This window comes from Pedobacter aquatilis (assembly GCF_032678425.1).
Lineage (GTDB): Bacteria > Bacteroidota > Bacteroidia > Sphingobacteriales > Sphingobacteriaceae > Pedobacter > Pedobacter aquatilis_B.
The window spans coordinates 263,093-283,441 of sequence record NZ_JAVTSG010000006.1 but is presented as its reverse complement, the minus strand read 5'-3'; the positions used below and the strand labels follow the sequence as shown (position 1 = coordinate 283,441).

Sequence of the window (20,349 nt, the reverse complement as noted above, 5' to 3'; positions counted from 1 at the left end):
TATCTGTAGAAGTTTGTTTTCAAAATTATCAAACAACTTCCATTGCTTTTCCACATTCACAAAACCTACTGTGGATAGATTAGTTTTAAATTTAGGTAGTCGTTACCTAACACTCATTAGCCATCTAACGGCATGCTAATTCAAGCTAACTAGTGTAAAGTATTGTTTACCTCTTGTCTTGACTAAAATATCGAGGTGTTCCTCAAAATCAACAAGATTTAATACTTCGTCTTTAAAAAAAGTTACAAACACTTCAACATCTGTCTTTTCTTCCAGTAAAATTTCCAAAGTTTCATCTCCACTCCATCTTGCACTTAATATTTCTGGATAGGCCCCTTGAAGGATTGAAGAAAAACCTTTCCGGGTAAAAATTTTATTTATCTGGTCAGCAATTCGTGAGGCCAGGGGAATAAGTGACTTGCTATTGGTATTCCATTGCAATCCCTGCGCATCCTGCCACATTTTACCCGACAATTTATCATTAAGGTATACCTTATAGTACTTTCCTTTCGGGACCACAGATACCTTAATGCTATCCGCATTTTTGATTAGATTGAATACATAACCAGTCGTTGCAACTCCTGTCCATTTACTTGATAATTTGCGACGCCTGCGCTTAAAATTATATATTAAAACCGTAGAGGATACGAATAGTGTTGCAATTATTGTAATTGCTAAAGTTTTCGGGATGTTGAGATTTTTATTAAGCATTGTGTTTATTTCAATTCGAGAACATTCATTCAGGACAATTAGTTTTGAAGCATATTTCGATTTAAACAAAGGAGATACGAGTTTGGATGAATTTTAAAATTATCGAAAACCATTTTTTGCGCATTGTGTTCTTGATGTAACATCCAAAAATTTTATAAATCCCATGAATACGACACCAATCCAGTATAGCAATTTAGAAGAGTTTTCTTCATCCGGTTATGTTTTAACAAATGGTGGCACTGATGTAAGCGACTGGAGCGTACAAAATGAAAGTGATCAAAAAATTGGACGTGTAAGAGATTTACTTTTTGATCCCTTAAATAATACCATTCGTTACCTGATTATCGAATTATTGCCGGGGCTTAACGCAGATGAAAAGGCTATCATTATTCCGATTGGCTTGGTTAATATCGCCAGCGACGAGGATTTAATTGTTTTACCTGATTTACATCAAGAACAGTTATCATTGATGCCGAGGTACATCAGCGGAGAAGTAACACATGAAATGGAGGATAGGATAAGATCTATTATCGGAAGCCCTGCTGCACTACGCTTGGAAGAAGATATTATAGAGCTTGACCGGGAAAACTTTTACAAACATCATCATTTTGACAAGGGGAATATTGGCCGTAACATTCAATCCAGTTCCAATACATCTCCAAGATTACCAATAGATCCATCAGAAGTTCCCTAAAGAGCATATCTACCGAAAGGAGATAAATTTCAAGATAACTTGCAAACTAACTTATTACGTTTGCGATTGTTAATTCCCGAAAAGTTGAAAGGCTATTTTAGATTTTTTAATTTACATTGCGAACCTTGTACGTTTGGAAAGCAATATGAATAGCTCACCACCTTCTATAAATTCTGGAGATACAAAAAAGATGCTTCCCGTGATCTTAGCTACTGCTATTTTTATGCAGATGCTGGACTCCACGATTTTAAATACATCGCTTACCGCTATTGCATCCGATTTAAATGAATCCCCATTAAATATGCAGAATGCCATTATTGGCTATGTATTAACGCTTGCGGTATTTATGCCCATCAGCGGATTTTTGGCAGATAAATTTGGAACCAAAAAAGTTTTTATTTTTTCACTGGTTGTATTTGGACTAGGTTCGTTATTTTGTTCGCTTTCTACAAACCTAACCCAGCTTGTGCTTTCCAGAATGATTCAGGGGCTTGGAGGAAGCTTGATGACACCCGTTGGCAAGCTTGCACTAATCAGAACCTTTGCTAAAAAAGATCTGTTAAATGCCATGAATTTCGCGATTATTCCTGCCTTAATAGGCCCTGTGCTTGGCCCTTTGGTTGGCGGATATATGGTCGACTATTTTACCTGGCACTGGATTTTTCTCATCAATATCCCAATGAGTATAATTGGTGTTGTGCTAAGTTTGAAATACATGCCCGATTATAAATCACCGGTGATTGATTTTGATCTGAGGGGTTTTCTAATATTTGCCGCTGCTTCTTTAACACTTTCTATCGCACTGGAACTGTTTGGAAGCGAAGTATATGTAACCCCGGCATTATTTATATTATCACTGGGCTTCATGTTCCTTTATTTTTACTACAGACATGCGAAAACAGATAATAATCCGATATTCCCTTTGAATTTGTTTAAGGTGCGAACCTTTAGGGTAGGGATTTTAGGAAATTTAGCAACCAGACTAGGTATTAGTTCTATACCACTGCTTTTACCTATGATGGTGCAAATCGCCTACAACCAATCCGCAGTGGTATCCGGCTGGATGGTTGCTCCAATGGCGCTCACCGCAATGCTAGGCAAATCTAAAGTGATAAAAATTCTTGGGAAATTTGGTTATCGTTCAACATTGATGGTCAATACTTTTATTATAGGTATATTAATTTGCTGCATGGGTTTACCTATTATTAACGAGTCCCTTTATTATTATTTACCCATTATTGCCCTACTTGGATTTTTCAATTCGATACAATTTACTGCAATGAATACCATCTCAATTGCCGATTTACGATTATACCATACCAGCAGCGGAAATTCGCTGGTATCAGTTAACCAGCAGCTTGCTATTGGTTTCGGCGTTGCCTTTGGATTGATAGTGCTGAAAATCTTTCAGGGTGATGCCACAATACTAAGCCACGGTGTGCATCAGGCATTTAGCTATACTTTTTTAATGATTGGCAGCCTCACCATCCTTTCCGGCTTTATTTTTAGAAGATTGCACATCAAGGACGGAAAGAATATGAGCTAGACTTAAAATCATCAGTCCACTAACAATGATGTGCTGTCAAATCTGATGCAAAAAGAACCACCAAAAATATGGTGGCTCCGGGTAATAATGATAGAAAAATTGTCTTGCAATGGTTAACTAATCCATGCATGTGAATAAACTGTTCTTGAACCGAAAAAGTTTTTGCTATAATATGCTATTTTATTTTTATTAAAATACTCTTTACTTAATTGTCGTCTTTTCTGCAAGTTATAGCTGACGATGCAAATGATTTCATTAAACGTTTAATTGTTTTTCAACTTAAGAGAATCTTTGGCTCTCTTCTTAAAAAAACCTCGGAGCAGGAAGTTACTCTGCAGTGCCTCTAAATCTTCATCCAGTTTCTTACTGCTTTTCTCCAGATTAACCATAATCGATTTAACCTGTCTGGCTGTTTCGGCATCATTAAGAAGTAATCCGGCTGTGTTATCATTGCTTTTAAGCTTAGATGAGGCGGTTTCCAGATTAGCAGCCATGCCGCTTGCAGATTGTGTGGCCTTTTGAAGTTGAGCAGCCGATTGTTCCAGCTTGCCAAAAATTGCAGTGTCCGTAAGCATTTTATTCATCAGTCCATCTTTAGTATTGATGGTTTTACTGAATTCACGCAGCTCTACAGCAGCTTTGGCAGTTATGGCTGATGTCTGGTTGAGGTTTGAAACCATGGCTTTAAAGTTTCTTGCTAATGTTTCATCACTGAGCAATGCGCCAGCTGCACCTTTTCCGTCAACCAGATTTTTTGAAAGCAATTTGAAATCTGATGTTACATCTACCAGGTTTTTATTGTTTACCTGAAGTGTTTTCATGATGTCGTCAGTCGAAAGTGAAGTATTTACTTTCAGCATGTCCCCATCTTCAACAAATGGAAACTTTGGTGTACCGCCTGTAAGTACGACAATCTTATTTCCAATCAATCCATCTGCACCAATACTGGCCCCGGCATCCTTATGGATATATTTATGTACATCTTCTTCAATGCTCAATAATACCTTTACTTGTGATGAACCATAAAAATCAATTTTTTTGATGGTTCCGATTTTAACACCAGAAAACCAAACGTTGTTGCCTTTCTTCAATCCCTGAATATCGTTGAAAACGACACTCAGATTGAAACTTTTTACGAAGGTTTTCTTTTGACTGCCCAAAGTAAATATTGCCACCACAAATATCAGTATCCCGATGGCAATGAAAATTCCTACTGTAATTTTTTTTCTATTATCATTCATGTCTTAACGGATAAAATTATAATCAAAAAATGGTCTGGCTTGTTGATCATCTGCATTGAATATTTCATCAAAACTTCCCTGTCGGTCAAAACGCCTGTCCACCAGCATTGCAACCCTATTACCCACTTCCTTTGCACAGGTTAAATCGTGCGTAATAATTATGGCGCTGGTATGGTATCGCTCCTGTACGTCATTAATGAGCTTATTGATTTCTTTTGAGGTAATCGGATCCAAGCCTGCAGTTGGCTCATCGTATAGCATGATTTCAGGTTTTAATATTAAAGTCCTGGCAATACCAATCCGTTTACGTTGCCCGCCAGACAATTCAGATGGCATTTGATTAATGGTTTGAAGCAAACCTACTGCATCAAGCATTTCCTCCACCAAGGCATCAACCTCCTGTTTTTTCATGCCCCGTCGGTTTCGTACTAATGGAAATTCTAAATTTTCCCTAACCGTCATACTATCATATAAAGCACTATTCTGGAAAGAGAAACCCACCCTTAACCTCAGTTTAAGCAAATCTTCGTAAGCGATGTCATCAATGCGTTGTCCAAGTACATTTACCATACCACTATCGGGGCTTAGTAGGCCAACAATTATCTTAATCAATACAGATTTGCCCGTGCCACTTTTGCCCAACACGACCAGGTTTTCCCCTTTATATAAATCGAGCGATGCACGTTCCAGTACAGTGTAAGAACCAAATGCCTTGGAGAGTTCTTTAATCTCGATAACCTTTTCAGTGCTCAGGTCGGTTTGTGGTTTTATGTTCATGCCTTAGGAATTAAATAAGCTGAAAATCTGTACACAAATCACCTCTTCAATAAATATCAGAAACATTGCGGTCACAACCGCAGAATTAGCGGCTTTACCGACCCCTTCTGTTCCTTTTGAGGAATTATATCCCTGGTAACAACCAACAATTGCTATGGTGAAGCCGAATAATATCGCTTTGATGGTTGATGCAATAATGTCTAGAAAAGTGATGCTTTCCAGCGCACTCTGAAAAAACGTTGTTGCACTTGTACCTTCATTTACCGAAACGTTCAGCAATGCACCAAGCATGCCAACCATTGCAGTGTAAAAGGTGAGTATTGGCATCGTTATGGTTGCGGCTAATACACGGCTAACGACCAGAAATTTGAATGGATTGGTTGCGCTGACTTCCATCGCATCGATTTGCTCACTCACCTTCATGGAGCCCAATTCGGCTCCAATGCTGGAGCCAACCTTACCTGCGGCAATTAAGCCGGTAAGCAGTGGTGCAAGCGTTCGCAACAATGCAATTCCAACCAAAGATGGCAGCCATGATGTTGCACCAAATTCAGACAGTGAGGGGCGGGATTGCTTTGTGAAAACAAGGCCCGTGATAAAGCCAGTGGTTGAGATTAACAATGCTGAACGATAACCTATTTCATAGCATTGGCGCATAAGTTCTTTGAATTCATATGGAGGTAGAAAAGCCTCCTTAAAAAAGCGGAAAATGAATCGGAAGACGTCAAACAATGCGATAAATGCATTTGCTAGCTTACCTGGCGGTTGTTGCACAGGTTGTATATCATTTGGCTTTATTCCCATTTTTGAGCATTAGTCTTTTTAGTGCGTTTTTGAAATTCTGCCTCACGTTCTAGTTTATATTGATAAATCGTTGACCTGTCGGCCGGTGACAAACCTTGATGAATACTTTCATAATGCAGTAGCAATGCTGAATGTTGTTTTGCGAAAGCTGAATCTGTAATTTTTCCACTTTCCAGCTTTTCCTGAAGCAAAAAAGACTGATCTATTATAGCCTTAGCTGAATCAACAATAGCATGAGTACCCAAGGTGGTATGGTCTTCGACATGATTACCACCTGAACCCCTGTTCGGACTGGTATTGTTACAAGCCACTGTGAATATCAGGGGTATGAGCATCATCTTAACTTTCATGATTAATATACAAGAATCTGGATTTTTTGTTTGACTAGAGAAGAAGATAATTATTCGGAAAATCAGGAAATATCGTCTTAGTCAAATAGAGATATACAGGCTGTTGTGATGGAGCTCAATGGAAGTTTTACAGTTTTTAAAAGGATCTCAATCCAGTGAGCAAACCTTACTCGAAGACATTGATACAAATGCTTAGGTAAATTTAAAAAGCATATCAAGCACTAGTTCATCCTGTGGTTAGACAAAAATGTTTGTCGACGTTTCCCCAATTTTACTAGTGAAGCTAATGGTTTCCGGCTTATGCAAAGATATCAGCGTTTCAAATTATATATCATTTCCTCACAATTGCGCAAAAACCTAACTGAAAATAACTCAATTTTTAAGCGGTTCGATGTTTTTTTAAAATTTTTTTTCCGAGGTCCGAAAATTCTGCCATTTCTTCCTTTAATGTGGCCATACGACGCAACTGAGCAATAAAACGGTTCGAAATTTGTAACATCGTTGACTTGCCTGTAAACGTTTTTTTTGCGATAAAAATAGCTTTTAGCCTAATTCTTTTTTTCTCAATACAGATTCAAAGCTTTGTTTTGATAATCTTAAGTAAGCATTTCGACTTCTTTCGAAATGTATCGATTATCTTTTTATCTGCAGAGAGGTGCAACATTTTCAAACTTTTTGTGTCATTTGGAAAACCTGAAGAATGAAAAATTTGGCTAAAATCTCCACTACCTTTTTTCTAATATTATGTTCTTTGGCTGTGTGGCCACAAAATAGCTATAAATCAGCTGGCCAAATTGCTGATTCCATACAAAAAATCAGAAGCGAAGCAGAAATGTTGTGGGAAAAGAAACTTCCAACTGAAGCTGAACTTAAAGGAAGCATAAATATGTTAGAAGAAACTTTACCATACCTCAATTCACCCCAGTTAAGAGCTTTAGCACAGGGAAATTATTACCTTAGTTATCGGAAGAGCGATGTAACCTTTGATCTAACTAATGCCTATGCACGTAACGGACAATATCAGCAGGCTCTTAACTCTTGGCGTGCAAGCTATGAGTATGGCAATTCTTTCTATGAATTTATAAATAAAGATGCTACACTAATTGGGTTTCGGCAGTTTCCAGGTTATTCAGAACTTTACCAGAAGTTTAAATTAAGGAATTCACTCTGGAAAAATCTGGCATTACAGACGCCATTTCAAAATGAACTTTCAGAAGATGAGAAAATAGCAGGACTCTCCCTGCTCTGGTCCCAGGCAAAATACAATTTTGTATATCTTGATCGGTTGACAGTAGATTGGAACCAGACCTATTTTGATTTCCTTCCCAAGGTAAGGGCTGCCAAAACTACAGTTGATTATTATAAGATTTTACAGAAGTTTTACGCACAGTTGCATGATGGTCATAGTAATGTATATCCGCCTAAAGAATTGGCGAAAGATTTTTACTCAAGACCATCCATTAGGACTGAACTGATTGAGGGCAGGGTTTTTATCACAGTGGTCAATAGTGATAGCCTACGAAGAGCAGGCATTATTCCAGGATTGGAAATCTTGAAAATTAATGGGGAGCCGGTAATAGCTTATGCTGAAAAGTATGTACAGCCTTATCAAAGTAGTTCCACTTCACAAGATCTTGAGTTAAGGACTTTTTCCTATAGCTTGTTGAGCGGTACTGAAAACATAGATATCCGATTAGAACTTATCAATCCCCAACAAAAAAAATGGGAGCAGTCTATAAAACGTAGTGGTTATAAGGACACCAAATCATCAACTTCCCTAGAGTTTAAATTGATAAATGACATCGGTTATCTGAAAATCAATAGTTTTGAAGATATAGATGTTGTCAAGCGTTTTGATTCATTGTATGTCGAGATCAGCAAAACAAAGGCACTAATCATCGACATTAGGAACAATGGTGGCGGAGATGGTTCAATAGGTTTTAATATCCTTGCAACATTGACAGATAAACCATTTAAAATAGCAGCCTCGCGGGTTAAGCGCTACAGTCCTAGGCATAATTTTACAGAGTGGGTCGAAAATGAAGCTGGAGTATGGCAGGCAGACAAAAATAATCGCCATTATACCAATCCGGTAACGGTTCTTATTGGTCCACGTACATTTTCTGCTGCAGAAGATTTCCTCATTGCTTTCGATTCGATGAAAAGGGGCAAGATGATAGGCCAGCCAACAGGTGGAAGTACGGGACAACCTTTCTCTTTTATTTTGCCAGGGGGAGGGACAGCCAGAGTATGTGCAAAAGAGGATTTATATCCCGATGGGAAACGGTTTGTTGGTATAGGTATCCAACCGGATATTTATGTAAGCCGAACTATCAAGGATGAACTTGCAGGGATTGATGCCTCATTAAATAAGTCAATTGACTACTTAAATAAAACACTCAAAGAATAGAAATTTTGCAACAAAGCTTATTCATTAAATGATTTCTTAATGGAGTTTGACTGCAAATTTTAAAAATTATTCCGTCAATCATACAATGCTATAAAGATATGTTATCTTAAATTGCCTGCAGTCTGGTCTTTTAACGTTTTCTCTATCCAAAAAACTGTGTTTTCCGCTAAACCTAAAGTACTGAATTTAATTAACCCATCTTTTCCGATCAAGACGTGAGTTGGATAGCCTTTTACTCCATATTTTGATGTGTAGTATTTGCCATCGTCAACAATATTGTAGTTAAAGGGTGTAGTCTTCAAAAACGCTTTAAGATCAGCACTATTGTCAAGTGCAATTGCAATAAAAACGACATCCTTATTGTCTGCATATTTTGAAACCAATTGATTTAATTCTGGGATTTCTTTTTTACAAGGAGGACAGTTGATAAACCAAAAATTAAGTACATAGATCTTATCCCCAATTTTCTTTAGGTCGAACTTATTGGCGTTAATATCAGTGATCCTTTCACCCTTGAACTTTTCGCCCTCTTTAAAAGCATCGCTTTGTTGTGGTTTGGCCAAAAACGCCACTTTTGATTTTTTTCTTTCATCACTCTTTAATTTCTCTTCGGTACTCATTTTGTAGATAAGATATTCTGTTGATCCCTTTTCAATTGGACGGATTGAATATTCTCCGGTTTGGATAATTTTTTGCCAACTAGCGTAAGGTATAACTGACCCAGATTCGTCTTTAACGATTGTATTTTGATCTAGTTTTGTAGTTGTAGATTTGGATTGAGAAAAAGCACTTAAATGCAGAAATAGGCAAATAATTAAGAAGTATTTTTTCATTTTATTTTGATATATGTGAATTTGACATGGAACGTTGCAATGTTATAAAAATAACTTAAAACGCACATTTAATTTAGAAAAAAATCGGCACGTTATGATTGGGTCACGGCTCACAAAAAAGTTTTTAATTCTTGATTTTTGGTTTTTGAGCTGTATTCCCTGTATAAGGGACCATAAAGAGGTATTGTCAAATTTGAGGATTTTAGATGAAAAAAATGCTGAAATGGTCAGCATTTCAACGGATAAGGATCTGGAAAAATGGCGTAACTATGTGCTGAAAAATAGATATGTTTGGCGTAATTATCAACAGCCAGGTGCGGCTACGCTAACGCGGGATTTGAGTATAAGTACATTTCCAAACTATATTATCCTGAATTCCGATAATGAGGTTTTAAGCATAATAAATTGATTTTCAGATGTAATCAAGTGGCTGGATGATCATCAAGACGATTCACAATAATTGATCATAGAGATATTGCTGGTTTAGGTATAATCGGTCCTTGATGAATTTTCTTTAAATTACCGGCATTGACCGTTACTAAAATTAATCCTTCGTAACGCCTGTTATATCCCACATTACGCCCGTTTAATATAATCTCGGCGTTTCTTCCAGAGGAAGGCTAAAATCACTTCTTAGTTATCAGAATGATGGTAAGTCAAACTGTAATGGCGCTTACATTTTTATTCTTTTTTATGCGGTTCGATGTTTTTTAGAAATCTCTTTCCAAGATCGGCAAATTCTGCCATTTCTTCTTGTAAAGTGGCCATACGGCGTAACTGAGCTATAAAACGGTTCGAAATTTGTAACACACTTGACCCCGAAATTTTGAAAGGTCTTAAATGTAAATTTAAGACCTTTTTTTATGCCTGATTTTTTTGCAGGGCGGTTGGTTGTTTTGAAATTACTCATCATTACCAAATGCTGATTTCTGTATAAGCAAGATTAAAAATCCTTGTTAATAGAATTATTCGACATGCGCTGCGCTAACATATCGAATAGCGGGTTTCATAATTTGATTTTTTAGCAATGATTATACAGCTTTAGATATTTGCCTAATGTTGGCAAGGTTACTATGTTGGAGCTTGGGAATTGCTATAGTAGAGATATATTATAAATTTTATCAATTAATGGCTGTTACCAAATAAATCTGGTTTTGCAGATTTATTTTCATTAGCTTTATCAAATGGTTATGTAAATTGTAATCATTAACGCTCAACCAGATAATGGAATTTAAGTTTATTGATAATGTAGTTCCGGAACTAACAATCAATCTCAATGCACTGAAAAGAACTTCAGAAACCTATTCAATGTTGCTCTATCAACACGAAGGTGTTTTAGCAGCCAATAATCAAAGAATAGGCAACCATGCGGATGTCAGCCAAAAGCTCACTTCCTTTTTTGATCTTTTGAAAGTGACCGATGCGGACCTAGGTTTGATACCAGAATATTGTTGTCCGTTTCAAATCCTTACCGAAATCGTTAATGATCCCGAAAAATGGCCATCATTAGGAAAGGTCTGGGTGATCGGAATGGAATCAATTCAGAAGGATCAGTTAGTAGCTTTCGTTGCCGCCCTAAACCCTGATATCATAAATCATTTCGATGGTCGAGTTATGACTGGTACAAAGAATTTTTTGGATCCGCTTATCTATCTTTTCCGCGGAACAAAAGAGGGACATGAAAAACTTATCCTGCTTATTCAGTTTAAGAATCATCATATGGGCGTATGGAGTGGCGGGGATGTAGAGCGTGACAACATGATCCCAGGTAAGGAGTTATATATCCTTCGCAACAACAATTCCTCCGTACACCTGATGTCGGTTATCTGTTCAGAGGCGATGAACCTACCTGCGGCAATGGATCAAAATGTGCAAAACAGTTTGTTGTGGGGGGATGTCCCATTTTTGATATTAAACCCACAGGTCAATCCTGGGCCAAACCACCAACATTTTCTTGCATTCAGAAATTTTGTACTAGCGGCCCAGAGAACTGAGGTGATAGGACTGAACTGGAACAATATGTCAAAAATTGGTACACATGATTTGTTGAGCTCAAAGTTTTCTAGGAGCGGTATCTATACAAGGACAACGGATATGGGTTTTAAAAATTTGGCTAGGGTCAGGGAAAACCACAAAAGAGGACTATACTATTTTTACTATGGTATGGACAGGCATGCATTTTTATTGAACAGTAAGGCACATGCTTTTCTTTTCAATAATACTTCAGTCAATATAAACGAAGGTGTGGCTGCTCAGCAAATGAGAAATGGACCACACTTGCTCTCGACCTACGTGTTCGATGAAAATGATCTTCTGCAGCCCGTTGTGGAAGTTTCCGATTGCCATATCAGCTACCTAAACTCTGTGGGATGCCATAATGCCTTTTTAAACGACCCTGAAAACTGCATCATAGAAAAAGAACTGCTGGCCTGTATCAGCACAGGAGAAATACCAGAAAAATCTTCAAAAAACTGGAGCGAGCTTAACAATATATGGTCGGTCAAAAGCTTGACGAATACTGAAATCAACAGAAGGATTACCGTAGCAGAGGACATTGATGCTGACAGTACATTGGTTAGGGACAAATATGCAGGGCTGATCGAAGTTCTAGATGCAGAGATACTAAATAATCCAGATTTTATTCCTCAATGTCTTTCAGATCTGAAATCCGAAACTCTGGTGTTGGGCTATTCGAAGCAACGCAACCAAGACAATGAAAGATTGGCTAGGCTACAATATTTTAGGTGTAATCTTACAACTCTGGTGGGTGAAATGGTACGGGCAACAGTCTGCTATCTTGGAACAGCTAGTGATGATAAGATTGGAAAGATTTTTGAAGTCTTGCAAGGATTGTTTGACCATGACAGTAGAGAACGGGATCGTGTCGTGGTATTTTATTACAGGAACGGAACCTATCGATCTAAATCTAGTGAATCAAGCAATGGCATAGGGGATATCATCAGTGGTGAAGAAAATTCATTTTTAAAATAGGCTATGAATACCGTAAAAATAATTGAGGCTGCTAGGACCGTCCTTACTGGCCTTGTCGAGATCAACAAAAATATTTACAGGGGGACGCTCAGCATAGAAGATAAGGTAGCTGGTGTCTGCTTCATCGATTTGGAGAACGATCGGAAAGAGAACTTTAGTGAATATCAGGAAAAATTGCTGTCAAAGGAATTTTACGGTAATCCCGGTGTGATTCAATGGAACTATTATCTGTTCCTCCTAAATGACCAATTGTCCGAGAGGGAAGTTGTAGATATAGAAAGTGATGACAAGTATGCACGAAAGTATGTACTGGGTGAGAAAGAATTTGTAGATTTTTTCAAAATCGAAGAAACAACAAAGACAACTCAGCCGAATATTGTGTCAGATTGGAAGAAAGCACTGCAGGAAGTAGACCTGCAGGAAGTGTATTCAGAAGAGACCTATGTAAGCGTATTTGAAAGGTTTGCCAATGACCAAACCGTTAAGGATAGCAAACCAAGTACTAGAAAGGCCAATGGCGATATTGTAAATATCAGCTTTATCAATAAATTGACCCTTAAGGACAACTACCGGGCTTACCCAAAGACTAATCGGGAGTTTACTTTTGGGAAGGTCAATCTTTTCAAAGGGATTAATGGTGTTGGCAAAACTTCCGTATTTGAGGGAATCGAACTTATGATTTGTGGCAAGTCATTCAGGAATGTTAGCCAGATGAATCCGAACGGCTGTCTTGAGGCAGTTTTCAATGGCTCGAACAAGCCGGAGCAGTATCAGGGCACCAATCAATCGATCTATCAGGCCCGGGATCTGAAATGGTATTCTAATACGCACAACAGGGGTAACAACCTTTTCAATTCCTTCAATAGGTTCAACTATTTCAATGCCGATGCTGCACACAGTTTTGCCAGTAGCAAAACGGAAGCAGATGTCATGGATGCGCTCTATAGCATAGTACTTGGGCCGGAGTTTGGATACATACAGGAAAGATGCTCAAAGATGATCGAAAGAATTAGGCCTGAATATAATCGTTTAAAGGACTCAATAGATAATGCAACTAGGGAGACGGATGCAGACAAAAAACTTATACAGTCCTACGTAGAACCTGAAAGTGTTAGTTACATCCGCGAAAAGATTAATGAGGATGTAAAATGGCTAACATTCAGAAAAACTGATCTTGACATCTCAACTGGATTGACAGAAGTAGAAGACCTTAACGGACAGATCGGATTAGCATTGCAGAACTTGGCGGCTCGTAACTTTATTTATGACTCTCAGAGCGAGTTCAATGCTGAAATCAGCAAGTTCAATAATAAGAAACAAAGATTCGATGCGCTTTTAGGTGATGTTAGGAATCTGGGACAGGAGAGTGTCGTTATCTTAAATGCTCAGAAGGAGTTGGAAAAAAACATTGCTCTGCTCAAAAGATCTTCAGATTACCTGACCGACGCTAGATATCTGGAACTTGATGGAATTTCTGCGAAAATCAAGGAGCAAGGTTTAATCAAAAATAAAATTGATTTCGTAGCCAATGTAGTTGGAAATGTTGATCTTCAAAAATTCAGGTCTTCGATGGATATCGACGAAGTGGAGCTGACCGAAAGACACTCGCTGGAAAGCTTCAAACGTGATTCGTTGCAACTCAAAGAGTCCATTGAAATGGAATTGCAAAAAATGGGGAGGGTGGAAGCTATCATTAAAGAACTGAAATCAAAAGGTGCCGAATATTTGAACCTAGCTCCATCGGCTACCGAATGCCCACTATGCAGCACAAGTTTTGAACGGGAATTGCTTGAACAAAGGATTGGACAGCTTTTGGGAGCTGAACAATTGGAAGTCGACAGGTTTAAGGAAGACAATATTAAGCTATCTAACTGGGCCGAGCACCAGATCGTAATCGAAAAAAAGCTGGTTGAGTTAGGCAAGATAAAAAATGCTTTCCAGAGTTATTTTGGAATGGGCGAGCCATTGGGAGAAACAACCCAAGTAGTAGCACGAATTGAAAATGTACTCATGGAGTCTGAACGTGTCAACGATGAATTGTCTATGCTTAAAGCGATAGAGGATTTCGGTAAGATAGCTGGTATGACCGAAAGCGAATTGGTAGATGTAAAAGTTAGGCTATTGCAGGTTTTAGAAGGAGAAATAGAGCTCAACATGCAAAATTCTGAATTGATCACGAGCCAACTTGAGAATTTCAGGAAAAAATTAGAGGATAAAAAAGGAGAGTCTGAGAAAAATTCCTCGCTGCGCTATAATAAAGGTCTTGAGATCAAGCTGCTACTTGGTATTCCTACTGAAGTTCAAATCGATGGCAAAGAAGCTGAGCGAAAAATAGAAAGCGATAAAAAGGAACTTGAACTCTATGCAGCATATATAGACAGGATCAAAATGCTTATCGAAATAGAACCAGATGCCAAGTTTTCCGAACTTAAGATCAAGTCAGATATTTTGAGACAGAATATACAGTCGCTAAAAGATTCTTTAAATGCAGAGTTCCTGGTAAATCAGGCAAGAGAAAGACTCGACAAAAATGATAAGGTCATTTTACAAAACACTCCGAAGAGAGAACGTTTTGAAAAAGCTTATAAAAGATTACAAGAACTTACATCTGGCGAGGCTACGAAGAGAGTCGAAGAATTTTTCAATTCCAACCTCAATGAAGTAATTGATATTTTCAAATCGATTCATGTACCACGAGAGTTCTCCAATATCAAGTTCGAGAATAAGCGTTTAACATTGATTGGGGATGCTGAGGACGATCAACGTTTTATTACCGAAATCAGTACAGGGCAAAGATCTGCACTTGCATTGTCCATATTCTTGTCGCTGAACAATAAGCTGGAAAATGGTCCCGATTTAATTATGTTTGATGATCCGGTGGCTTTTATAGATGATCTGAACGCCCTTTCATTTTTGGATTATCTTCGCCTGCACGTGCTGCATTCGGGTAAACAGATATTTTTTGCCACAGCTAACACTAGACTGGCCCATCTGTTCGAGAAGAAATTTTCATTCCTCGAAGACGATTTTAAGCAATGGCATCTGGAACGTAACTAAATAAAAAGATTTTTATAAAACGCCAAATATCTTTATTTTATTCTACCCCCTCTAGTTTAAGTCTTCCGCAGGGCGACTTAAATTTTTATATAAGAATAAGACTTAGTAAGTAATTAGCAGAAAAGAAAATATAGCAAGGCCCGGTAATTAAAAAAACCGGGCTTTTGATTTTTGTGTCTGGCCTAAAACGAAAGTGGCTGGTCTGCAGGAAAATGATACTAGCAAAATTTTGTTTGGGACGGATACTGAACTTTGGTTAAAGTTGTTGAATATAAAAGATACAGCACCACATAAAATTCGAGTTGATTTAAATTTTCCTTCCGGCTTTAATAAATTTCGGTTGGAACTTTGATAAACCAGAATGTTCGGCTTTAGATAGCCAATTTTTTGGTCATACCACTTGTTTGGAAATTAATTAAATACAGAAGTTCTTAGATTTTAATTCTGAGACCTTTTTTTATGCCTGATTTTTTTGCAGGGCGGTTGGTTGTTTTGAAATTACTCGTTATTACCAAATGCTGACTTCTGTATTAGAGGGATTAAAAATCCTTATTTATAGAATTATTCGACATGCGCTGCGCTAACATATCGAATAGCGGGATTAATTAAATACAGAAGTTCTTAGATATTAATTCTAAGACCTTTTTTTATGCCTGATTTTTTTGCAGGGCGGTTGGTTGTTTTGAAATTACTCGTTATTACCAAATGCTGACTTCTGTATTAGAAGGATTAAAAATCCTTATTTATAGAATTATTCGACATGCGCTGCGCTAACATATCGAATAGCGGGATTAATTAAATACAGAAGTTCTTAGATATTAATTCTAAGACCTTTTTTTATGCCTAATTTTTTCTGCAGGGCGGTTGGTTGTTTTTGAAATTACTCGCCATTACTAAATGCTGATTTCTGTATTAGAAGGATTAAAAATCCTTGTTTATAGAATTATTCGACATGCGCTGCGCTAACATATCGAATAGCGGGGACCTTTATTATATCTGATTTTTTTGCAGAGATGTTGATTGTTTTGAAATTACCCTCATTACCAAATGCTGATTTCTGTATCAAAAGGATTAAAAATCCTTGTTTATAGAATTATTCGACATGCGCTGTGCTAACATATCGAATAGCGGGTTTTTCTATTTAGAGATCAAGTTTTCTTTCACTAAGCCATTTCACCATTTTTGGATCGCGATGATCAAAGAACAAGCTTTCATTTGTATCTAAGGTTACTATTTCGGCCATGTCGCTTTCTGATAGTTCAAAGTCGAAGATGTTAAAATTTTCAGCCATTCTTTCTTTGCGAACCGACTTAGGTATAGCAATGACACTTCTTTGTATAAGCCAGCGAAGAATAACCTGAGCAACCGACTTGCTGTATTTCTCAGCGATGCCAGAAAGTAAGGGATTTACGAAAATTTCATTTTTTCCTTCTGCAAACGGGCCCCAAGATTGGATCTGAACGTTGTTTTCCTTCAAGAAAGCCTGGTTTTCAATTTGCTGGTGAAACGGATGTGTTTCAATTTGGTTTATTGCCGGGGCAAAACCGCTATTAATGGTGAGATCAGTTATTCTGTCCGGATGAAAATTTGCAACGCCAATGGCTTTGATTTTACCTTGTTCATACAGTTCATGCATGGCTTTCCAGGATCCAAAAATATCACCATAGGGTTGGTGTATGAGGTAGAGATCAAGATAGTCGAGCTGTAATTTGTCCAAAGACTTCTGAAAAGCAATTTTTGTTTTTTCATAACCGGTATCCTGTACCCACAATTTTGTCGTAATGAAAAGGTCTGCTCTATCGATACCACTATTTTTGATAGCGTTTCCAACGGCTTTTTCGTTCTGATAGGAAGCTGCTGTATCAATTAACCTGTAACCGGTTTCTATAGCATCAATAACGCTACGCTCGCATTCAGCAAGGTCTGGAATCTGAAATACCCCGTAGCCAAGAATTGGCATTTTAAGCCCGTTATTTAATTCGATATTTTCCATTTTTTGATTATTTATTTTACTTATACCATAAAAGGAGTGAGGCAAAGTTCAGTATATTAACAATCTTATTTGGATATGGATTACTTTATTTGATACCAAAATCAACGATTTCCGCGAAGCGGTAGCCCAATTGATTGTCGATATTGCTGAAGAATCCAGTGGTAAATTTCTAAAGACCAGTTTGGGTGTCAGCGAGCCGGATACCAATTGGGATAAACCATCATTCCACTAATCTGAACCGGAGTTAATGCTTTTGTCCCTTATTGATTTTAAATAAATGTAATATCTGTGGGAACAAAGCATCCATTGTTTCGAGGGCACCATTGGTTGATCCCGGTAGCGTCAGCACAAGCGTTTCGCCAATAAACCCGGCAACGCCCCGTGAAAGCATTGCGTATGGCATCCTTTCCTGTCCATACCTGCGTGCCGTTTCCATAATGCCTTCGATTGGCCGATCTAATAACGGGAGTATTGCATCAGGGGTTACATCCCTTGGTGAAAGTCCGGTGCCACCTGTAAAAATTAGAAGCTGGTGGGCAGCAGTGGATAATGTTTTTGCTGCCTGAGCGATTGCTTCTACTTCATCAGGAAGCGTTTCGTATTTTATGGTCTCAATACCGATTTGATCAAGTCTGGCTATAATAGCCTTGCCAGAATGATCTTCGCTTTTGCCGCCATGTACGGAGTCTGAGCAGACCACGACAGCCGCTTTAAGCTCAGGGAATTGTTTGTTTTTAAGGTCTGATTTGCCGCCGGTTTTTTCAAGCAGTTTGATATCCCTGATCTCAACACCCTTATCAATGGGCTTTAACATATCGTAAATCGTAAGTGCGGTAACCGAAGCACCGTGCATAGCTTCAACCTCGACGCCAGTTTTATATATGGTGTGTACCTCAACGGAGATTTCAATTTCCATCTCTTTTAATTCGAAGGTGATTGAAGTATATTCAACAGGCAACGGATGACAGTCCGGAATCATATCACTTGTCCGCTTCACGCCAAATAACCCGGCTGCCCTGGCAAATTCAAACACATCACCTTTGGGAACTTTGCGATGTACAATGGCCTGGATAGTTTCAGGTTTAGAAACTCTTACTGTTGCTTGGGCAACAGCCTTTCTTAGTGTGCTGGACTTTTGCGTAATATTGACCATGTTATTTGTTCTCTTTCCATTGATGTGTACCACTCGAAAATAGCTCTTTACCCCAAACCGGAAGCTCTGCTTTTATTCGTTCAACTAATTCATTGCAGGCGTCAATTGCCGGTTTACGATGTTTTGATGAGGTAAACACAAACAAACAAATCTCACCGGCCTTAATTTTGCCCAGACTATGGTGCACATGCATACAGCTTAAAGGGTATTTGGCAAAAATATCCTCCCTGATTTCATGCATTTTACTTAAGGCAAGTTCTTCATGTGCGGTATATTCGATCGACTCGACGATCTCGCCATCTAGATCATCTGCTCTTACCTGTCCAAGAAAAATGCTATGGCCACCTATGTTGGTCTTAGTCCCATGGCCGGCTATACTGGCCGCAATAAAATCTGCAGCTACCGGACCATTTACGAATATATTTTTGATTTTCTTTTCAGTCATGTTAACCCTTTAAAAAATGTTTTTTCCATTTGGCAATTCCCCCCTTTAGGTTATATATTTTTTTCATGCCTCCGTATTTATCAATAAGTTTCTCTGCCGCTGCGATGCTTCGCACGCCATGTTGGCAAAGCAGTATGATATTTTCTTCTTTGACATTTCCTGAGAGGAACTCATCAAACTGCGACATGGGCACCTGCCGGTAAATGGCTGAATTCAATTTTGGAAATTCATGTGCTTCACGTACGTCAATCACTAATGTTTCAGGCTTCTTGCTCAAATTCATCATGGTTTCGATATCAATTTCCTGATAACTTAGGTTTTGCTGACTACCGTAAACTTTTATGAATTCTGCCTCACTGCGAAGCTTTTTATAGTCAGACGATGGTGTGATGTTAATGATATAATGCTGTTGACTCAATAAATTATAGTGTAGCAGTTTATTCGCCAAAGGCTGTCCAATTCCAGCTGCCAATTTTAAAACTTCTCCTGCCGCTATCGTTCCAATAATACCCGGAGAAATGCCAAGTACGCCATTTTCAACACAATTAGGGATTTCTCCTGCTTGAGGTTTGGCTGGGAAAATATCCCGGTAATTTGTAGAAGTACCCGCTTCATCACTCACATTGAATATTGCTATCTGTCCCTCGAATCCTGATACCGCGGCAAAAACTAATGGCTTATTTAATAGAACACAGGCATCATTTATAATGTATCTGGATTCGAAATTATCCGTACCATCAAAAATGATATCATACGGTCTTAAGATTTCGAGGACATTTGTTTCGTTAATAAAATCAGCGTGGAGACTTAATGCTGTTTCAGGATTTAATTGCTTTAGACGCCTTGCAGCAACATCAACTTTTAGAGATCCAATATCCTCTACTGAATACAGGATTTGCCTGTGCAAATTTGATAGTTCTACGCTATCTCCATCGATTATTCCAATCTGACCAATTCCGGTAGCTGCCAGGTATTGCAAAGCGGGACACCCGAGTCCGCCTGCCCCAATAATGAGTACTTTGGTTTTTGCCAGCCTATCCTGCGCAGCCGCCCCAAAACCTTCTAATATAATTTGCCTTTGATAACGTTCACTACTCATCTATCCTCCTGAAAATGGTGGCATAATGGCCAGGCTGTCTCCGTCTTTTAATTGAACAGTACCCTGCAAGAAGCTTTGGTTTAAAGCTAACTTATATTTTATACCTGCTAATTGGGGAAATAATTTCTCTAGTTCTTCTTTTAATGCATCAGTTGTTTGTGCACCTTTAAACTCAATTTGCTGATTAGTAATGAAATCAGAAATTTTCCCGAAACTGATTAACTCGATTTTCATTTTCAATTTTA

The 20,349-nt window shown here is 38.2% G+C and carries 17 protein-coding genes; 6 read left to right on the top strand and 11 right to left on the bottom strand.

Annotation, left to right across the window (positions count from 1 at the left end; translation table 11 throughout):
- Positions 1-135: 135 nt before the first annotated feature.
- The gene (locus tag R2Q16_RS17950; protein ID WP_316739103.1) at positions 136-711 is read right to left on the bottom strand and encodes a hypothetical protein; all 576 of its coding nucleotides are present in this window, start codon (positions 709-711) and stop codon (positions 136-138) included.
- 163 nt (positions 712-874) lie between these two features.
- Here R2Q16_RS17950 and R2Q16_RS17945 point away from each other — a divergent pair, with 163 nt between their 5' ends.
- A complete protein-coding gene (locus tag R2Q16_RS17945) occupies positions 875-1,405 on the top strand; it encodes a PRC-barrel domain-containing protein (protein WP_316739101.1) in 531 nt (176 codons plus the stop codon).
- Positions 1,406-1,538: 133 nt separating this feature from the next.
- Positions 1,539-2,951, top strand: coding sequence for an MFS transporter (locus R2Q16_RS17940; RefSeq protein ID WP_316739099.1), 1,413 nt, complete (start codon positions 1,539-1,541; stop codon positions 2,949-2,951).
- Between the two features lie 263 nt (positions 2,952-3,214).
- On the opposite strand, the gene R2Q16_RS17935 is transcribed toward R2Q16_RS17940, so the two are convergent.
- The 4 genes from R2Q16_RS17935 to R2Q16_RS17920 are packed head-to-tail and all read right to left on the bottom strand — an operon-like array spanning position 3,215 to position 6,123.
- Positions 3,215-4,192 carry an MlaD family protein gene (locus tag R2Q16_RS17935; RefSeq protein ID WP_316739097.1) on the bottom strand — a complete coding sequence of 326 codons (978 nt, stop codon included), beginning with the start codon at positions 4,190-4,192 and terminating at the stop codon, positions 3,215-3,217.
- A gap of 3 nt (positions 4,193-4,195) precedes the next feature.
- Entirely contained in the window at positions 4,196-4,969 is a 774-nt protein-coding gene (locus tag R2Q16_RS17930; RefSeq protein WP_316739095.1) for an ABC transporter ATP-binding protein, read from the bottom strand.
- A gap of 3 nt (positions 4,970-4,972) precedes the next feature.
- Positions 4,973-5,773 carry an ABC transporter permease gene (locus R2Q16_RS17925; protein WP_316739093.1) on the bottom strand — a complete coding sequence of 267 codons (801 nt, stop codon included), beginning with the start codon at positions 5,771-5,773 and terminating at the stop codon, positions 4,973-4,975.
- Positions 5,764-6,123 (bottom strand): hypothetical protein, encoded by a 360-nt coding sequence (locus R2Q16_RS17920; RefSeq protein WP_316739091.1) that lies wholly within the window; start codon positions 6,121-6,123, stop codon positions 5,764-5,766. Before R2Q16_RS17920 ends, R2Q16_RS17925 begins: the two co-directional genes overlap by 10 nt.
- 700 nt (positions 6,124-6,823) lie before the next feature.
- Between R2Q16_RS17920 and R2Q16_RS17915 the strand changes: the two genes are divergently transcribed.
- The gene (locus R2Q16_RS17915; protein ID WP_316739089.1) at positions 6,824-8,533 is read left to right on the top strand and encodes a S41 family peptidase; all 1,710 of its coding nucleotides are present in this window, start codon (positions 6,824-6,826) and stop codon (positions 8,531-8,533) included.
- 101 nt (positions 8,534-8,634) lie between these two features.
- Here the strand turns inward: R2Q16_RS17915 and R2Q16_RS17910 are convergent, their stop codons facing one another.
- Entirely contained in the window at positions 8,635-9,366 is a 732-nt protein-coding gene (locus tag R2Q16_RS17910; protein ID WP_316739086.1) for a TlpA disulfide reductase family protein, read from the bottom strand.
- A 94-nt stretch (positions 9,367-9,460) separates the two neighbouring features.
- Here R2Q16_RS17910 and R2Q16_RS20400 point away from each other — a divergent pair, with 94 nt between their 5' ends.
- From R2Q16_RS20400 to R2Q16_RS17900, 3 genes are all read left to right on the top strand, one after another.
- Positions 9,461-9,775, top strand: a complete 315-nt coding sequence (locus tag R2Q16_RS20400; protein ID WP_410478169.1) for a TlpA family protein disulfide reductase — start codon at positions 9,461-9,463, stop codon at positions 9,773-9,775.
- A gap of 815 nt (positions 9,776-10,590) precedes the next feature.
- Positions 10,591-12,357, top strand: coding sequence for a hypothetical protein (locus R2Q16_RS17905; protein WP_316739083.1), 1,767 nt, complete (start codon positions 10,591-10,593; stop codon positions 12,355-12,357).
- Positions 12,358-12,360: 3 nt separating this feature from the next.
- The gene (locus tag R2Q16_RS17900; RefSeq protein ID WP_316739080.1) at positions 12,361-15,414 is read left to right on the top strand and encodes a hypothetical protein; all 3,054 of its coding nucleotides are present in this window, start codon (positions 12,361-12,363) and stop codon (positions 15,412-15,414) included.
- A gap of 1,141 nt (positions 15,415-16,555) precedes the next feature.
- On the opposite strand, the gene R2Q16_RS17895 is transcribed toward R2Q16_RS17900, so the two are convergent.
- From R2Q16_RS17895 to R2Q16_RS17875, 5 genes are all read right to left on the bottom strand, one after another.
- Positions 16,556-17,407 carry an aldo/keto reductase gene (locus R2Q16_RS17895; protein WP_316739078.1) on the bottom strand — a complete coding sequence of 284 codons (852 nt, stop codon included), beginning with the start codon at positions 17,405-17,407 and terminating at the stop codon, positions 16,556-16,558.
- A gap of 244 nt (positions 17,408-17,651) precedes the next feature.
- Positions 17,652-18,560: a bifunctional molybdenum cofactor biosynthesis protein MoaC/MoaB gene (moaCB, locus tag R2Q16_RS17890; protein ID WP_316739076.1), complete on the bottom strand. Its 909-nt coding sequence runs from the start codon at positions 18,558-18,560 to the stop codon at positions 17,652-17,654.
- A gap of 1 nt (position 18,561) precedes the next feature.
- The gene (locus tag R2Q16_RS17885) at positions 18,562-19,005 is read right to left on the bottom strand and encodes a molybdenum cofactor biosynthesis protein MoaE (RefSeq protein ID WP_316739073.1); all 444 of its coding nucleotides are present in this window, start codon (positions 19,003-19,005) and stop codon (positions 18,562-18,564) included.
- 1 nt (position 19,006) lies between these two features.
- A complete protein-coding gene (locus R2Q16_RS17880) occupies positions 19,007-20,104 on the bottom strand; it encodes a HesA/MoeB/ThiF family protein (protein ID WP_316739070.1) in 1,098 nt (365 codons plus the stop codon).
- Entirely contained in the window at positions 20,105-20,338 is a 234-nt protein-coding gene (locus tag R2Q16_RS17875; RefSeq protein WP_316739066.1) for a MoaD/ThiS family protein, read from the bottom strand.
- Positions 20,339-20,349: the final 11 nt, after the last annotated feature.